Below are 17,839 nucleotides of genomic sequence, written 5' to 3' on the forward strand. Positions count from 1 at the left end.
AATTTTATGGAAATGAACGGACAAACGATACAAAGCATCTTTCTTGAAAACATTAAATCAGGAAAGGAATCTGGAATTACTTTTATTGAAGGAAATAATGGAGTTGAGTATTTATCGTATAAGAAATTATATCTCGAAGCCAGTTATAAACTATATGCTTTACAAGAAAAAGGCCTAAAGCCCGGAGATGAAATAGTATTTCAATTTCAGTCTAATAAAAGTTTTGTAATTACATTTTGGGCTTGTGTTTTAGGAGGCTTTATACCAGTTCCTATTGTATTAGGAACTACTTCAGATATTGTTCAAAAGCTTAATAAAGTATGGCAAAAACTTAAAAATCCATCTATAATAACAGATGCTTCGTTTTTAACCTCCATTATAAAGGATTTTAATTTGGAGAATGATGGAGAAGTAGAACAACTTTTATCAAAAATTATATTTTATGATGAGTTAGCCTATACTCAAAAAGCGACAGCTGTGCCTGGTACATCTTCAGATCTGGTATTCATTCAATTTTCTTCGGGATCAACAGGATCTCCTAAAGGAGTAATGAACCAGCAGGATAGTATCTTATACAATATTAATATGTCATTAGAAAAATGCAGCATTCAGGATTCAGACAAGTTTCTGGGATGGATGCCCCTAACTCATGACATGGGATTAATTTTCTTTCACATTTTGCCATTGCTGGCAAATGCTGATCAATTTTTAATGCCGCCAATGTTCTTTCTTTCAAGTCCTGAATTATGGCTGGAAAATTTATCTGAAAATGAAATCACTATTTCGGGTTCCCCAAATTTTGGTTATGTACACGTTCTCGAAAATATTGAGAAAGCAAAATTGGAAGATTTTTCTTTTAACAAATTAAGGCTAATGATTAATAGTGCTGAACCAGTATCTATTGAAACTTGTAGAAAATTTGCAGAAACACTTAAACCTTATGGTTTTAAAAAAGAAGCTGTAAGCCCAAGTTATGGTCTTGCCGAAGCTGTTTTGGGAGTGTCTTTATATAATGAAGAAGATGGCTTTAAGGAATATTTTTTAAATCGCCATAAATTAAGCATTGGAGATGAGGTTGAGTTTCTGGAAACAAGCTCTAATACTACTGCTTCTTTTGCAGATTTAGGGACATACAATCGTACAGAGATAAAAATCACAAATGAAATAGGTGAAACTTTATTAGATGATACACTTGGCATTATTCAGTTAAAAAGCCCCGCAATGACCGCAGGTTACTATAATGACAATGAAGCAACTCAGGAAGTAATTTCAAATGATGGATGGTTCAATACTGGCGATGTAGGATTTATTCATAACAGCCGATTGATTATAACAGGCAGAAAAAAAGAAATGATTATCATTAATGGGCAAAATTATTTCCCTAATGATTTAGATAGTCTAATAGAAGAATTGCCTGAAGTAAAATTTCAGCAAGCAGTTTCATGTAATGTTTTTAATGAAGAAAGCCATCAGGACGAATTATTTGTATTTGTTCATTATTTAGGTGAGGTTAAGGATTTTGTTGTTTTGGCAGATGCTATAAAAAAGATAATAAGCGAACGCATTGGTGTTACTGTAAAAAAAGTAATTGCTGTAGAAAAAATACACAAAACAACAAGCGGAAAAATCCAACGTTATGTACTGCGTGATAAGTATTTGAATGCAGAATACGATGCATTTTTAGATGAATTTGAAAAAGCTAAGAAACATTTAGAAGACGATTCTTATGTAGCTCCGGTGACTGATTTAGAAAAACAGCTGGCTAAAGTTTGGCAGGACTTTTTTGGAATTGAACGAGTAGGAACAAAAGACAATTTTTTTCATCTAGGTGGAAATTCTTTAGGAATAGGGATTTTGGTAGTAAAAATCCAAAAGGAATTTGGAATAAGTTTAGATGTCAGCCAATTATTTAGAAACACCAATTTTGAAGATCAATTAGAAATAATTAAAAATTCTCTGGGAAAATCAATTGTTACAATTGAGTCTGCTCCAGTAAAATCATATTATCCGTTATTTAGTACTCAAAAAAGATTATTTATTCTGAATCAAATGGATACAGAATCAATCTCTTATAATACTCCGGTAGTATTAAAAGTAGAAGGCGATTTAGATGTTCAATTATGCGAGGAAGTTTTCAAAAAAATAATCAGCCGACATGAAATTTTAAGAACTTCTTTCCACGATTTAGATGGAGAACCAATTCAAAAAATCCACGATAAAGTTGATTTCAGCATTCAATATATTGAGAATGAAGATGGAAATATTCAGGAATTACTAAAAAAACATATCAAACCTTTTGATTTAAGCGAGCCTGCTTTAATTAGAGTATTGATTAATAAAGAAAACAATGTAATTACTAATATCATATTAGACATTCATCATATTGTTATAGATGCGGCTTCATTTGAGGTTTTGATCGAGGAATTTCAAACTTTGTATGGAAAAGGACAATTAGATGAATTAAGTGTTCAATATAAAGATTTTGTGGAGTGGCAGGAAAAAAAGCTGAGAGAGAAAGAATTAACTGCCGAAAAAGAGTTCTGGTTACAGGAATATAGTGTGGTCCCAGAAACTTTAAACATGCCTTTTGACTTTCTTAAATCTAATATAAAAAATGCTGATGGCAGTACGGTTTCTTTTGAAATTAATGCAGATAAAAGAAAAAAATTAGAGGATATATGTAAGCAGCAGGTAGTAACAATGCCAACCTTAACCCTGACAATTTTTTACGTTTTACTATCAAAATTAACCAATCAGGAAGATATCATAATTGGTACTTCTACAATTGGCCGCTGGCATAGTGAATTTAAAAATTTAATAGGTTTATTTATTAACACATTACCGCTGCGCTGCGCTGCAAAAGGGGATTTAGAATTTTTAGAGTTTCTGGATAATGTTAAAACACATGTTTTAGATTGTCTTGCTAACGAAGAATATTCATTTGACCGACTATTAAATCAATTAGAATTAAAACCCAATGCAAACAATAATCCTCTATTTAATGTCACTTTTGAGTACCATAATTTCAATTGGTCAGGTGTAGAACAGCCAGACTTGCGATTATCTAAAATAGATCATCCTAATATGTTCTCAAAATTTGATTTGGTACTGCGTGTGGTAGAAAAAGAAAACAGCAGTGTTTTTAATCTGGACTATCAAACTAATTTATTTAAAAAAGAAACTGTAGAACGTTTTGCTTCTTATTACAACAACATTATTGACTGGGTTTTAGATGGAAAAAATGGTACACTTAAAGAAATCGAAATTTTATCTAATGACGAGATTTCTCGACTATTAGAAGAGTTTAATAATACCGAAGAAGTTTACGAAAAGGGGAAAACGGTTTTGGATATATTTTCGGAGCAGGTTTCATTAAAACCAGAAACCGCTGCTGTTGTTTTTGGAGAAAAAAGTATTTCTTATAAAGAACTCGACCAGCAGTCAACAAACTGGGCTGGATATCTTATGGAATGCAATGTAAAACCAGGAGACGTTGTAGGTCTTATCATGACGCGTTCTGTAGATATGATTACGGCCATGTTTGCTATAATGAAAACAGGGGCATCTTATGTGCCCATAGATCCTGCTCAGCGTATTTCCCGTGTGGTTTTTATGCTTGAAGAATGTAACGCAAAAGTGGTCATTTCAAATAGTATAGAAAAACCAATAGAGTTGGAATCGTATACTTATATCAATGTTGAAGAACTAAATAATTTAATAACACCGGATTATAAAGCAGCATTACCAAAAATAGCAGCTGAGGATTTGATGTATATCATTTTTACATCAGGATCTACAGGAAAGCCTAAAGGCGTAATGATAAAACATAATAGTGTTATCAATTTGGTAAAAGGGTTAAAAAACCGTGTTTATAATTCGTATGGAGATAAAACTTTACATATAGCATTATTAGCATCCTATGCATTTGATGCATCTGTACAGCAAATATTTGGAGGATTATTACAAGGACATAGTTTGTATATAACAGATGATGAAACTCGTAAAGATGGGGTTAAATTGATAGCTTTTTATAATGACAATAAAATAGACCTGTCAGATGGTACTCCAACACATCTTCGCTTTTTTGTTGATGCACTGACAGAAAACAGCACATTAAATACTTTATCCAGCTGGATATTGGCTGGTGAAGTTTTACAAAAGGAATTGGTTAGGACTTTTTATTCAAAACTGGGAACAGGAGTACAATTGTATAATTTTTATGGTCCTACTGAAGCCTGCGTAGACTCTACAGGATATAAAATAGATACGGAACAATTAGACCTTCATGATTACATTCCAATTGGGAAACCACTGCCTAACGAAAGAATTTACATTACAGATCAATATGGCAATTTAGCTCCAATAGGAACTATAGGAGAATTATGTATTGCCGGCGATGGATTAGCTGTAGGTTATGTTGGGGACCCGGAACTTACTTCTCAAAAATTCAACTCTGAATGGATGTTTAATAAAGAGAGAGTTTACCGAACCGGAGACATGGCAAAATGGTTAAATGATGGTAATATAGAATACCACGGAAGAAATGATGATCATGTTAAAATAAGAGGATACAGAATACATTTGGGAGAAATTGAATTGGCTTTAAACAGTCTGCCTCAAATTCAACAATCTGTGGTTATGGTAAATGAAGATTCCAACCATAGTAAGCAATTAGTTGCCTATGTTGTTTGTGAGGAAGAAATTAAAAACAAAGAAATTCAAGAGCTGTTAGAGGAGCACCTGCCTGAATATATGGTGCCTAGAGTTTACGTACACTTGTCGGCTTTTTCAATGACTGATGGTGGTAAGATTGATAAAAAAGCATTGCCAGCTCCGGAAACTGCCAATAATTATGTTGCACCAACAGAAACATTACAAAAACAATTTGTAGAGCTTTGGCAAGATCTTTTAGGAGTCGATCAGGTTGGTATTCATGATAATTTTTATGAACTGGGAGGAGATTCCATCAAGGCTATTCAGCTGGCAAGCCGAAGTAAAGCAATAGGAATTCATTTTCAGGTAAAGGATGTATTTAATTATCAGACTATTTCTGAGATTGCACTGCATTTAAAGAGTACAGATACAGCAATAAAAGAAACAGGATTTTTGGCCGGAGATGTACCGTTACATCCAATTCAAAAACTTTTCTTTAAAAGAGAGTACGAGGCAATCAGTCACAATAACCAGTCCATATTACTTAAGGTATCAAAAGCAATTACAAATGAAAGCCTTGTTTTTGGCTTATCAGAATTGGTAAAACATCATGATGTTTTGCGAATGAATTTTTATAAAAATGAAGGCTCAATATACCCTTCACAAAAATATGAATCGTCTATTCCGCAACTACAAGTAGAGCAGGTACTTTCTTTAAAAGATATTCCTGAAATAGGTACAAAATATCAGGCTGATCTGGATATTTTTAAAGGTGATTTAGCTCGCTTTGTATTGTTTGCAACATCGCAGGAAGAAGAAGAAAATAGATTATTTATTGCAATACACCATTTAGCTGTAGATGGGGTTTCTTTACGAATTCTAACAGAAGATTTTATAAACCTTGTCGAGAACCATTCATCTGGAAATAAATTTTCTCTGCCCGCTAAAGGAACTTCGTACCGTCAATGGGGGGAACATTTAAGAGTTTATGCCTCTACAACAACACTGGAAAACGAATATATCTATTGGAAAGAAGTATTATCTAATTATTCACCACTGCCTGTAGATATATCTTACGATAAAAGGATCAGTTATGAAGAGACAGAAAAGATTCAGGTTTCATTACCATCTCCTTTAACCCATTTACTTGTACATGAAACAAATAGTATGTACGGAACAGAAATCAATGATATTTTGATCAGTGCATTATCCTTGACATTATCAGAATGGACAGGTGTTCCTAAAGTAGTTATTGCTTTAGAAGGACATGGAAGAGAAGAATTATTTGAAGATGTAGATATTAACAGAACAACAGGTTGGTTTACCAGCGTTTATCCGGTTTGTTTAGACTTAAGTGACGTAGACGACATAGGTATTTTAATAGCAGACACAAAGGATATGCTAAGAAATATTCCTAACAAGGGAATTGGGTATAATGTATTGCAATTCGAATCGAAATCTGAAAAAATCAAATCTGACTTATCAATATTCTACGAAGATTTAATTTTTAACTATTTAGGTGATTTTGACAATAGTTTTTCTAAAGAAACGAAAAACAGTATTGGCTTAGCCTTAGAACCTACGGGGTTAAATATTGCAAAACAAAACGTAAACCCGTATAAGATAGCCGTAGATAGTATTATTGTAGATGGGACTTTATATCTGGATTGGAAATACGATACAAAACGTTACAAAAAAGAAACGATTCAAAAATTAGCCAATGCTTATATAGCTGCATTAGAGGATATTCTTTCTTATAGTAATGACATTTTTAATCAAGGTGGAAATCAAACCAAAGACGAAGATTTTGAAATTATCTCTTTATAAATCATTAAAATGAAAAGTAAAAACATTTATAAAATCATTGAGCTTCTTACAAGTAATGGAATTTCATTATTTGTGAAGGATAATGAACTGAAGGTGATGAAAAGAACAGATAATAAACTATCTGAAGAGATTTTGTCAATAATCAAATCAAATAAAGAGGAGCTAATCACTTTTTTAAACAGCCAGAAAAACAGCTCGCTTAATAAAGTTAAAACGGTAAGTGATTATGGTTTGCCAACTACTATAACCAATAAAAAACTGAAGGATTTTTTAGAAATGCCTGTACATGAAAGTAAGGTTTCTAATGTATATCCATTAACACCTTTGCAAAAAGGGTTTTTATTTCACAATTTATACGATGACGATAAATCGGCTTACATATGCCAGTTTCATTGCGATTTAAAAGGGGCAATTTCCAGAGAATCTTTTAATAAAAGCTGGATGTATTTATTACAGCAGCATACCGTTTTAAGAACCGCAGTTTTTGGTCAGGATTTGGATATTCCTGTTCAAACGGTTTATAATCAGGTTCAATTACCAATTAATGAGTTGGATTATAGCAGCTTATCAAAAGAAGAGTTTCAATCAGCCTTTGACAAGTTTTTAAAAGCAGATGAAGAAGCTGGTTTCAACTTAGAAGAAGCTCCGTTGTTCAGAATGACCCTTATTAAGTTTGGCGAGGATGATACCCGTTTTGTATTTACACATCATCATATTATACTAGACGGATGGTCTGTTCAAAACATAATGAGAAATTTCCATTCTATTTATATACAATTAGAAAAAAAAGGAACACTTCCAGAACTGGCCTTAGATGATTTTGGATCACATCTTCGTCATATTTCAAGTGTAAATGAGGCTAAAGGTTTATCTTATTGGCAGACCTATCTTTCAGATATTACAATACCAAGTTATATTCCGTTTGTGAAGGATAATACCTTACGCAACAAATTATTTGGCAACAAAAAAATAGAATTCACAATTAATGGATCGATAAAAGCTTTTACAAAAAAACACCGCATTACCGAAAATACTTTACTGCAGGGAGCTTGGGCTTACTTATTATCGAAATACACAGGAAATGAGACTGTTACTTTTGGTGCGATAATATCAGGAAGAGATTCGAAAGAAGAAGATATAGAAGCAAAAATAGGATTGTACATGAATACAATTCCTGTATGCAGCACCGTGAATAAAGATGCTAAAATAGCAGATTGGTTACAGGAATTACAAAAAGGGCATACAACTGCAAGGGAAGAATATGGTGATTTAGCACTAAACGATATCGAATCTCAAAGTAATATAAAAGGTTCCTTGTTTGATACTTTAATTTCTTTTCAAAATTATCTTGATGAGGAGGATGCGCCAAGTATAGATGCTGAATTAAGAATGCAAAATTTAAAAGGAGATACAAATACAAATTATGCAGTTACGTTAGATGTTTATGCTTCTTTAAACCAGCTGAAAATTATTTTACAATATAATAATGAACTCATTTCAGACGAAAGTATATTAAACATTAAAGGGCATTTTGAAACACTTTTTGAAAGCCTTTTAGATGATATTGAATATATAAAAGAGCTAAACTATTTAACTAAAAAGGAAGAAGAGTTATTAATTGAATTTAATAATACCGAAGCAGATTACGATAAAGAAAAGACCGTTTTAGACTTAATAGCAGAGCAGGTTTTGCTAAATCCAGAAGCAACGGCTCTTGTTTTTGAAGAGGAACATCTTACTTATAAAGAACTTGATTTACGATCAAAACTTTGGGCAGCAAATCTTATCGATTCGGGAGTAAAATCAGGATCTGTTGTTGCACTTAGAATGACGAGATCTACAGATATGATAACGGCTATTCTTTCGGTTATGAAAGCAGGAGCTTCTTATATGGTAATTGATCAGGGGCTTCCAAATTCTCGTACAATCCATATGATGGAAGAAAGTTTGTGTACAAATATCATTACCAACATTGAGGATCAGCCGGCAGAATTAGAATCTTATACTTGGATAAGTATAGCACAATTAGACTTGCATAATAAAAAAGCCGATGAGGTAGAACTGCCTAAAGTAACGACGAATGATTTAGCCTATTTACTTTATACATCTGGCTCTACGGGCAAGCCTAAAGGCTGTATGATTTCTCACGGCAACTTATTTAACTTTATTTCCTGGGGAAATAATTACTATTTCGAAAATAATGAACAAGGTAATTGGGGATTGATCAGTTCAATGTCATTTGATTTATCTGTAACCGTAATTTTTACAAGTCTTACCAGAGGAAAAAAACTTTATATAGGCAGTGAAAAAAAGAGTATGGATCAATTACTGGAGGAATGTTTAAACAATCCGGAAATTGATACTTTAATGTTGACCCCAACTCACGTTACTATTATAAAAGATCTGGACATTCAAAAAACAAATATTGAAATCTTTATTTGCGGAGGAGAAGAATTAAAGAAAAGCCATATTGAAATTATAAAAAATCTCAATGAAAGCTGTAAAATTTATAATGAATACGGACCTACCGAAACCACTGTAGGATGTACTGCAATTGAAGTTTCATTAGAAGATGAAAAAATTTCAATAGGCCGTCCTATCGCCAACACAAAAATATACATTCTCGATGCTAATGCTAAAGCTGTACCAGTAGGCGTAGTGGGTGAAATTTATATAAGCGGACGTGGAGTATCAAAAGGATATATAGGGAATCCATCTTTAACAGCAGAGAAGTTCGTATCGATAAACAATTCGATATGCTACAAAACAGGAGATTTGGCTAAATGGGATTCTCAAGGCAGAATTGATTATGCAGGAAGAATCGACGATCAGGTTAAAATAAGAGGACACCGTATTCAGTTAAAAGAAATTGAATCTGTTCTGGACAGTTTAGAAGAAATTCAGGAATCTACAGTTATTATTAGAGAAGACCATACAAAAAGCAAGCAGCTTGTTGCTTATATTGTTTCAAGTCAGGAAATTAGCAATGCTTCTGTACAAAAATTTCTGGAAACCAAACTGCCTGAGTATATGGTTCCTCGAGTATATGTTCGTTTAGATGCTTTTCCTACAACTACTGCAGGTAAAATTAATAGAAATGCATTGCCAATTCCGGAATTTAATGACAACTATGCAGCACCTGTAGAAGAATTAGAAAAACAGCTGGTTGTAATATGGCAGAAACTTTTAGGCGTAGAAAAAATAGGTATTCATGATAATTTTTATGAACTGGGAGGAGATTCTATTAAAGCCATTCAGCTGGCAAGCCGCAGTAAATCAATTGGAATTCATTTTCAGGTAAAAGACGTATTTAATTACCAGACTATTGCTGAGATTGTCCTGCATTTAAAGAGTGCAGATACTGCAATAAAAGAGACAGGACTTTTAGAAGGAGAAGTACCATTACATCCTATTCAAAAACTTTTCTTTAAAAGAGGGTACGAAGCAGTTAATCACAGTAATCAATCTGTATTGCTTAAAGTTTCAAAAACAATTACAAACGAAACTCTTGTTTTTGCACTATCAGAACTAGTAAAACACCACGATGTTTTGCGAATGAATTATTATCAAAATGAAGGCTCAATATATCCTTTACAAAAATATGAATCCTATATTCCAAAATTACACATAGAGCAGGTAGATTCCTTAAAAGATATTCCTGAAACAGGTACAAAATATCAGGCTGATCTGGATATTTTTAAAGGCGATTTAGCTCGTTTTGTATTGTTTGAAACATCGGAGGAAGAAAAAGAGAACCGTTTGTTTATCGCAATACATCATTTAGCTGTAGATGGGGTTTCGTGGAGAATTTTAACAGAAGATCTTATAAACCTTATCGAGAATCATTCCTCTGGAAGTAAACTTTCTTTACCGGAAAAAGCAACTTCATACCGTCAATGGGTTGAACAGCTTAATAGCTATGCAAGTACAGCGAACCTTGAAAGCGAATATATCTATTGGAAAGAAGCATTATCTAATTATTCCCCACTGCCGGTAGATACATCTTATGATAAACAAATCACTTATAACGAGACTGAAAATATCAGAATCTCTTTAGAACCTGCTTTAACTCATTTGCTTGTACATGAAATGCATACTATGTACGGAACAGAGATTAATGATATTTTAATTAGTGCGTTAACAATAGCATTATCAGAATGGATAGATGCCCCTAAAGTAGTTATTGCTCTAGAAGGACACGGTAGAGAAGAATTATTCGAAGATGTAGATATTAATAGAACAACAGGCTGGTTTACCAGTGTTTACCCTGTTTGCTTAGACTTAAGAGAAGTAGATGATATAGGTATTTTAATCGCAGACACAAAGGATATGCTAAGAGGTGTTCCTAACAAAGGAATTGGATATAATGTATTGCAATTTGAATCGAAATCTGAAAAAATTAAATCTGACTTATCAATATTTTATGAGGATTTAACTTTTAACTATCTGGGAAGTTTTACAAATGTTCTGGATGCAAAAAAGGAAAGTAAGGTTGACTTAGCTTCTGAATCTACAGGATTAAATGTAGCCAAACAAAACGCAAACCCGCATAAAATTTCTATAGACAGCATCATTATAGACGGAAGCTTACAAGTAGATTGGAACTACGATGCAAAACGTTACAAAAAAGAAACGGTTCAAAAATTAGCCAATGCATATATAACTGCATTAGAAGATATTCTCTCGCATAGTAATCAATTTATTAATCAGGAAGAAGATGAAGTTGAAGAAGATGATTATCAAATCTCCATCTTATAAACCGCAATTTATTTAAGTCAAATTTTATTTAAAGAAGTATAAAATGAAAAGTAACAATATTCCCGAAATAATTGAATTTTTAAAAAGTGACGACATTACTTTGTTTGTAAAAGATAGTCAGCTGGGCATTAAAAGCAAAAAAACGACCAAACTGCCCGAAGAGCTTTTATCAATAATTAAATCAAATAAAGAGGAATTAATTACTTTTTTAAACAGTCAAAAAAGCAATTCACTTAATCAAATTAAAACAGTAAGTGACTATGGTTTACCGACTACTATATCAAATAAAAGATTAAAGGATTTTTTAGAACTGCCTGTACATCAAAGTAAGGTCGCTAATATATATCCATTAACACCTTTACAAAAAGGATTTTTGTTTCACAATTTATACGATGATAATAAAGCAGCTTATATATGCCAGTTTCACTGTGATTTAAAAGGAGTAATTTCCAGAGAATCTTTTGATAAAACCTGGAACTATTTACTACAGCAGCATACCGTTTTAAGAACAGCCATTTTTGGTCAGGATCTGGATATTCCTGTTCAATGCGTTTATGATAACGTTAAGCTGCCAGTTAATGAGCTTGATTATAGCAGCTTATCCAAAGAAGAATTTCAATCTGCATTTGATAAGTTTTTAACTGCAGATAAGGAAGCAGGCTTCGATTTTGAAGAAGCTCCATTATTTCGAATGACTTTAATTCATCTTGGAGAGAATCTTACCCGTTTTGTGTTTACGCATCATCACATTATACTAGACGGATGGTCTGTTCAAAACATAATGAGAAATTTCCATGCTGCTTACATACAATTAGAAACAAAAGGAACACTTCCTGAACTGGCTTTAGATGATTTTGGATCACATCTTCATCATATTTCAAATGTAAATGAGGCTAAAGGTTTATCTTATTGGCAAAGCTATCTTTCAGATCTTACCTTACCAAGTTATATTCCGTTTGTAAATGATAATACACTTCGAAACAAATTATTTGGCAACAAAAAAATAGAATTCACGGTTAGCGGATCAATAAAAGCTTTTACAAAAAAACACCGCATTACCGAAAATACTTTATTGCAGGGAGCATGGGCTTATTTATTGTCAAAATATACAGGAAATGAAACAGTTGTTTTTGGGGCAACTGTTTTAGGGAGAGATTCGAAAGAAGAAAATATAGAAACAAAAATAGGATTGTATATCAATACAATTCCAGTATGCAGTACCCTAAAGAGGGATATTAAAATATCAGACTGGTTACAGGAATTACAAAAAGAACATACAATAGGAAGGGAAGAGTATGGACATTTAGCTCTAAGTGATATTGAAACTCAAAGTAATTTAAGAGGATCATTATTTGACACCATAATTTCTTTTCAAAATTATCCGGAAGCAGCTTCTCAATCAGAATTTAAAGAAAAACTGCAGGTAGAGAATATAGAAGGAATCGAAAGTACCAATTATACCATTTCATTAATTGTTTATTCATCCTTAGATAAACTAAATATCACGCTGAAATATAACAATGAATTTGTTTCGGATGAGATGATACTTAAAATTAAAGGACACTTAGAAGTAGTACTGGAAAGCTTTTTAAGGGATGTTGAACAGGTAAAAGACCTAAATTATCTTACCAAAGACGAAGAAAAACAATTAGTAGCTGGATTTAATAATACAAAAAGAGAGTATGTTAAAGATCAGTCAATTATTGATGTTTTTTCGCAGCAAGCAGAACTTCATCCAGAGCGTACAGCCTTAGTTTTTGGATCAAAAGAAATAACGTATAAAGAGTTAGACATGCGTTCTAACCAAGTAGCTCAATATTTAGTTTCACAAGGAGTAATTCCCGGCAATATTGTAGGTTTATTGTTTGATCGTTCCTGGGAAATGATCGTTGGAATTTTAGGAGTTTTAAAAGTAGGGGCCGGTTACTTACCACTAGATCCTAATTTGCCTGAAAAACGCATTGAATATATGCTGGATCAAAGCAGAGCAACATTTTTATTATCTCAGCAGCAGTATCTGGACGAATATGCAGCATATCTTCCGGTTCAGGCTATGGATTCTCCAAAAATCAGCTCTCAAATAACTTCAAATGTAGCGGTTAAAACATTCGCCACAGATTTGGCCTATTGTATTTTCACCTCAGGTTCAACAGGAAAGCCAAAAGGAGTGATGATGAATCACGGCAGCGTAATTAATTTGGTAAATGGCCTAAATGAGCTTGTTTACCAGCCTTATGAAGATAAAGTTTTACGTGTAGCCTTATTAGCCTCGTATGTATTTGATGCCTCTGTACAGCAAATATTCGGATCTTTATTACAAGGTCACAGCCTCTATATATTAGATGAAGAAAGCAGAAAAGATGGTGTGAAATTATTGTCTTTTTATAACAAAAACAGCATTGATTTATCAGACGGTACACCAACTCACCTTCGTTTATTAGTAAACTCTTTAGAGGAAAATTCCACGTTGAATAGTTTATCAAGCTGGATATTAGCAGGAGAGGTTTTATCTAAAGATTTAGTAAATACATTTCACTTAAAATTAGGCTTAAATACACAATTATTTAATTTTTACGGTCCTACAGAAACTTGTGTAGATTCTACATCATATAAAGTAGATCCTAAAAAAATAGATCATTATACAACCATTCCAATTGGTAAACCAATGCCTAATGAACGCGTTTACGTGACAGATAATCATGGCAGCCTGGTACCGCAGGGAATAGTTGGAGAACTGTGTATAGCCGGAAATGGTTTGGCTCAAAGATATATTGGAGATCAGTCACTTACTTCAGAGAAATTTAATTCAGAATGGATTCCTTGGGAAGACAGGGTTTACAAAACAGGAGATTTGGTAAAATGGCTGCCAGACGGTAACCTGGAATACCACGGACGTAAAGATGATCAATTTAAAATAAGAGGATATAGAATAGAACCTACAGAAATTGAACAATATTTAACGGCTCATCCAAAAATTGAAAACTCAATTATTGTCGTTCAGGAATTTGAAAACGAGAAAACTTTAATAGCTTATTATCAGGCAAAATCTAAAATAAGTACTTCAGATTTAAGAGGATATCTAGCAGCTTACCTGCCAGATTATATGATTCCGTCTTTTTTCATGCATATCGAGAACTTTCTTTTTACCAGTAATGGAAAAATAGATCGTAAGAGCTTGCCAAAATATGAAATCAGTCCGGAAAAAGGGATTATTCCTGCTGGTAATGAAACAGAGCAAAAACTTATAGCCATATATTCAGAGGTTCTTAAGGTTGACAGCAGTATTATTGGAATTAATAGTAATTTCTTTGATCTGGGCGGACATTCACTAACCATGATGTTCTTAAATAATAAAATTGAGAAGGCCTTTAATTTGAAAATTCCATTAAAGGAAATGATGAGGTATTCAACAGTAGCTGATTTAAGCAAATTTATGCTGAAATCTACAGCAGTTAATCACTCAGCTATACAACCAGCAGAAAAACAGGACTATTATCCTTTGTCTTCATCACAAAAAAGAATGTACTTTTTGCATGAATACAATACAGGTTCCTTAGCCTACAATCTTCCGGCTGTTGTTACTTTAAACGGGATTTTGAAGAAAGAAAAACTGGAGGCTGCTTTTCAAAAATTAATTCAACGCCACAATAGTCTTCGAACTTCATTTGAATTTTTAGACGGAAACCCAATACAAAGAATTTTGCCTAAGGTTGATTTTGTAATAACAGATCTTGCCAAAGGAGAAGACACAAATAAAGCAATTAAAAACTTTATCAAACCTTTTGATTTGCATCAGGCTCCGCTTTGGCGCGTTGGAATTATGTCCGTATCAAATCAGGAACATATTATGGTAATTGATACCCATCATATTATTTCTGATGAAGTTACCAATGGTTTATTGTTAAGAGATTTGATATCCTTATATAAAGGAGAAACACTTCCTGAACTTCATATACAATATCAGGATTATGTTATCTGGAATTTAAAAGAGAACCAGCAAAAAGAAATTTTAAAACAAAAAGAGTATTGGCTTAATCAATTTGTAGATGAAGTCCCTGCACTGCAATTGCCTTATGATCATGCAAGACCAAAACAACAAAGTGAATATGGAGATAAGCACGCTTTTAATTTAAGCAAAAATCAAATTGAGCAATTAAAGAAAATAGCCCGTGCAGAAGGAGTAACCATGTACAGTCTTATTTTGGCAGTTTACAATGTATTCCTTAGCAAGTTATCAAACCAGAATGATATCGTAGTAGGAACGCCGGTTGCCGGCCGCAGACATGCAGATTTAGAGAAAATTGCAGGAGTTTTTATCAATACGCTTCCTATCAGGAATCACCTTGACGGATCACAAAGCTTTACAGCATTTCTGCATAAGGTACAAGAAGTCAATTCAACAGCATTTGAAAATCAGTTATATCCGTATGATGAGTTAATAGATGCTTTAGATTTAGACAGAAATGGAAATAGAAGCCCATTGTTTGATGTGTTTTTGAATTATGAATTTGAAAATGAAAAGCTAGATTTAAAGGATTCAGAACTTAAAATTGGCAGCATAGATATACCTTATCCAATTGCAAAATTTGACCTGCATTTATCAGTATTAGAAACAGAAGAAAACCTTAACCTAAGTCTGGCTTACAGCAAAGATTTATTTGAATCAGCCAGTGCAGAACGTTTTGCTTTTTATTTTGTTCGAATTATAGATACCATAATAAATAATAAAAATGAACTACTAAAAGATATTTCTATTTTATCTGAAGAAGAACAAAATAAGCTGTTAGTTGAATTTAACGATTCAGCACAAGATTATGGAACAGACAAAACAGTTTTGGATTTGTTTTCAGAACAGGTTTTACTGCACCCAAATGCACAGGCACTTATTTTTGAAGATGATCATGTTACCTATAAGGAATTAGATTCAAAATCTAGTATTTGGGCCGCTAACTTACTTGATATGGGGATTAAACCAGGATCTGTAGTGGCACTTAGAATGACCAGATCTATAGAAATGATAGCCACACTTCTTGCCATAATGAAAGCAGGTGCTGCTTATATGATAATTGACTCCAATTTACCGGGTTCCCGTGCAGCCCATATGATGGAAGAAAGTACTGCTTTCCTTATCATTACAAATATAGAGCAGCAAATAGAAGGTTTAGAGGCTTATAATTTCTTGTTAGTAGAAGACTTAAACAATCATGAAATTGAAAACCAAACCATTAAACTGCCTGAAATAAATACAGAAAATCTGGCCTATCTGCTTTACACATCAGGATCTACAGGCAGACCAAAAGGATGTATGATTTCGCATGCCAATCTATTTAATTATATCGTTTGGAGCAACAATTATTACTTTAAAAATAGTGAAGAAGGCAATTGGGGAATCACAAGTTCTATGTCATTTGATTTATCTGTAACGGCAATTTTTACCAGCTTGACCAGAGGAAAAAAACTCTTTATAGGAAATGAAAAAGAAAATCTGGATCAGCTTTTAGAAGATTGCTTTAACAATCCTGAAATAGATACTGTGAAGCTTACACCAACACACATTACTCTATTAAAAGATCTGGATATTCAAAATACAAATGTGACTATAATTATTTGTGGAGGCGAGCAGCTAAAGAAAAGTCATATAAAGATTCTGAAAGATTTAAATAAAAACATCAGGATTTATAATGAATATGGGCCAACTGAAACTACAGTAGGATGTACATCGGTTGAGGTTTCCATAACCGACGAACCTATAACGGTAGGATATCCTATTGCAAACACAAAAATCTATGTTTTGGATGCGAATCAAAAAACCGTGCCAATTGGGGTAATAGGAGAATTATACATAGGAGGTTCAGGCGTATCTAAAGGCTACATGGGCAATCGGGCTTTAACAGCAGAAAGATTTGTATCAATAGAAAACACAACATGTTATAAAACAGGAGATTTAGCCCGATGGGATGCTGAAGGAAAAATTGAATATATAGGAAGAATTGATGATCAGATAAAAATAAGAGGTTATAGAATAGAACCCGGAGAAATAGAATTAGTGTTAGAAAATCTTCCGTTCATAGAGCAGGCTTTTGTAACAGTTAAAGGAATAGATGAAAACAAACAACTGTATGCCTACATAAAAGGAAACAGTGATATAGAAACAATAGTAATAAAAGAAATCCTTAGAGACATTCTTCCCAACTATATGATTCCGTCCTCATTTATTTGGTTAGACGAGTTTCCTTACACTGTAAATGGAAAAATAGACCACAAAGCACTTTTAAATAATGAGGAAAAGATAACAGCGGTCTATGTAAAACCATCCAATTATGTGGAAGAAAAATTAGTAAAAATATGGTCTGGAATTCTTGATTTAGAAGAAAACGAGATAAGTGTCGAATCTAATTTTATAACACTAGGTGGTCATTCATTAAATGTAATTCAAATGGCCAATACGATCAATAAAGAATTTGGGGTTCAAATAAAACTAGATGATATTTTCAATGGAAAAACTATTAGAGAATTATCAGAATTAATAGGAATGAAAGCTTGGCTGGAAACCGAAAGTGACCAAAAAAGTACACGTAAAGAAATTGTATTATAAATCGAA

The 17,839-nt window shown here is 33.0% G+C and carries 3 protein-coding genes; all 3 read left to right on the plus strand.

The annotated features are described in order from the left end of the window. Nucleotides 1-6: 6 nt before the first annotated feature. Genes NLJ00_RS11335 through NLJ00_RS11345 form a run of 3 tightly spaced genes read left to right on the plus strand, consistent with a single transcriptional unit; the run spans nt 7 to nt 17,833 of the window. The gene (locus tag NLJ00_RS11335; protein ID WP_256637254.1) at nt 7-6,480 is read left to right on the plus strand and encodes a non-ribosomal peptide synthetase; all 6,474 of its coding nucleotides are present in this window, start codon (nt 7-9) and stop codon (nt 6,478-6,480) included. Between the two features lie 9 nt (nt 6,481-6,489). Further along, nucleotides 6,490-11,238: a non-ribosomal peptide synthetase gene (locus tag NLJ00_RS11340; protein WP_256637255.1), complete on the plus strand. Its 4,749-nt coding sequence runs from the start codon at nt 6,490-6,492 to the stop codon at nt 11,236-11,238. 43 nt (nt 11,239-11,281) lie between these two features. Next, the gene (locus NLJ00_RS11345; protein ID WP_256637256.1) at nt 11,282-17,833 is read left to right on the plus strand and encodes a non-ribosomal peptide synthetase; all 6,552 of its coding nucleotides are present in this window, start codon (nt 11,282-11,284) and stop codon (nt 17,831-17,833) included. The last annotated feature ends 6 nt before the right edge of the window (nt 17,834-17,839 follow it).

The organism is Flavobacterium panici (genome assembly GCF_024499525.1).
Lineage (GTDB): Bacteria > Bacteroidota > Bacteroidia > Flavobacteriales > Flavobacteriaceae > Flavobacterium > Flavobacterium panici.

Bases quoted from the DNA above. Each gene is read 5' to 3' on its own strand.
- NLJ00_RS11340 (WP_256637255.1), top strand. From the start codon at position 6,490: ATGAAAAGTAAAAACATTTATAAAATCATTGAGCTTCTTACAAGTAAT.
- NLJ00_RS11335 (WP_256637254.1), top strand. From the start codon at position 7: ATGGAAATGAACGGACAAACGATACAAAGCATCTTTCTTGAAAACATT.
- NLJ00_RS11345 (WP_256637256.1), top strand. From the start codon at position 11,282: ATGAAAAGTAACAATATTCCCGAAATAATTGAATTTTTAAAAAGTGAC.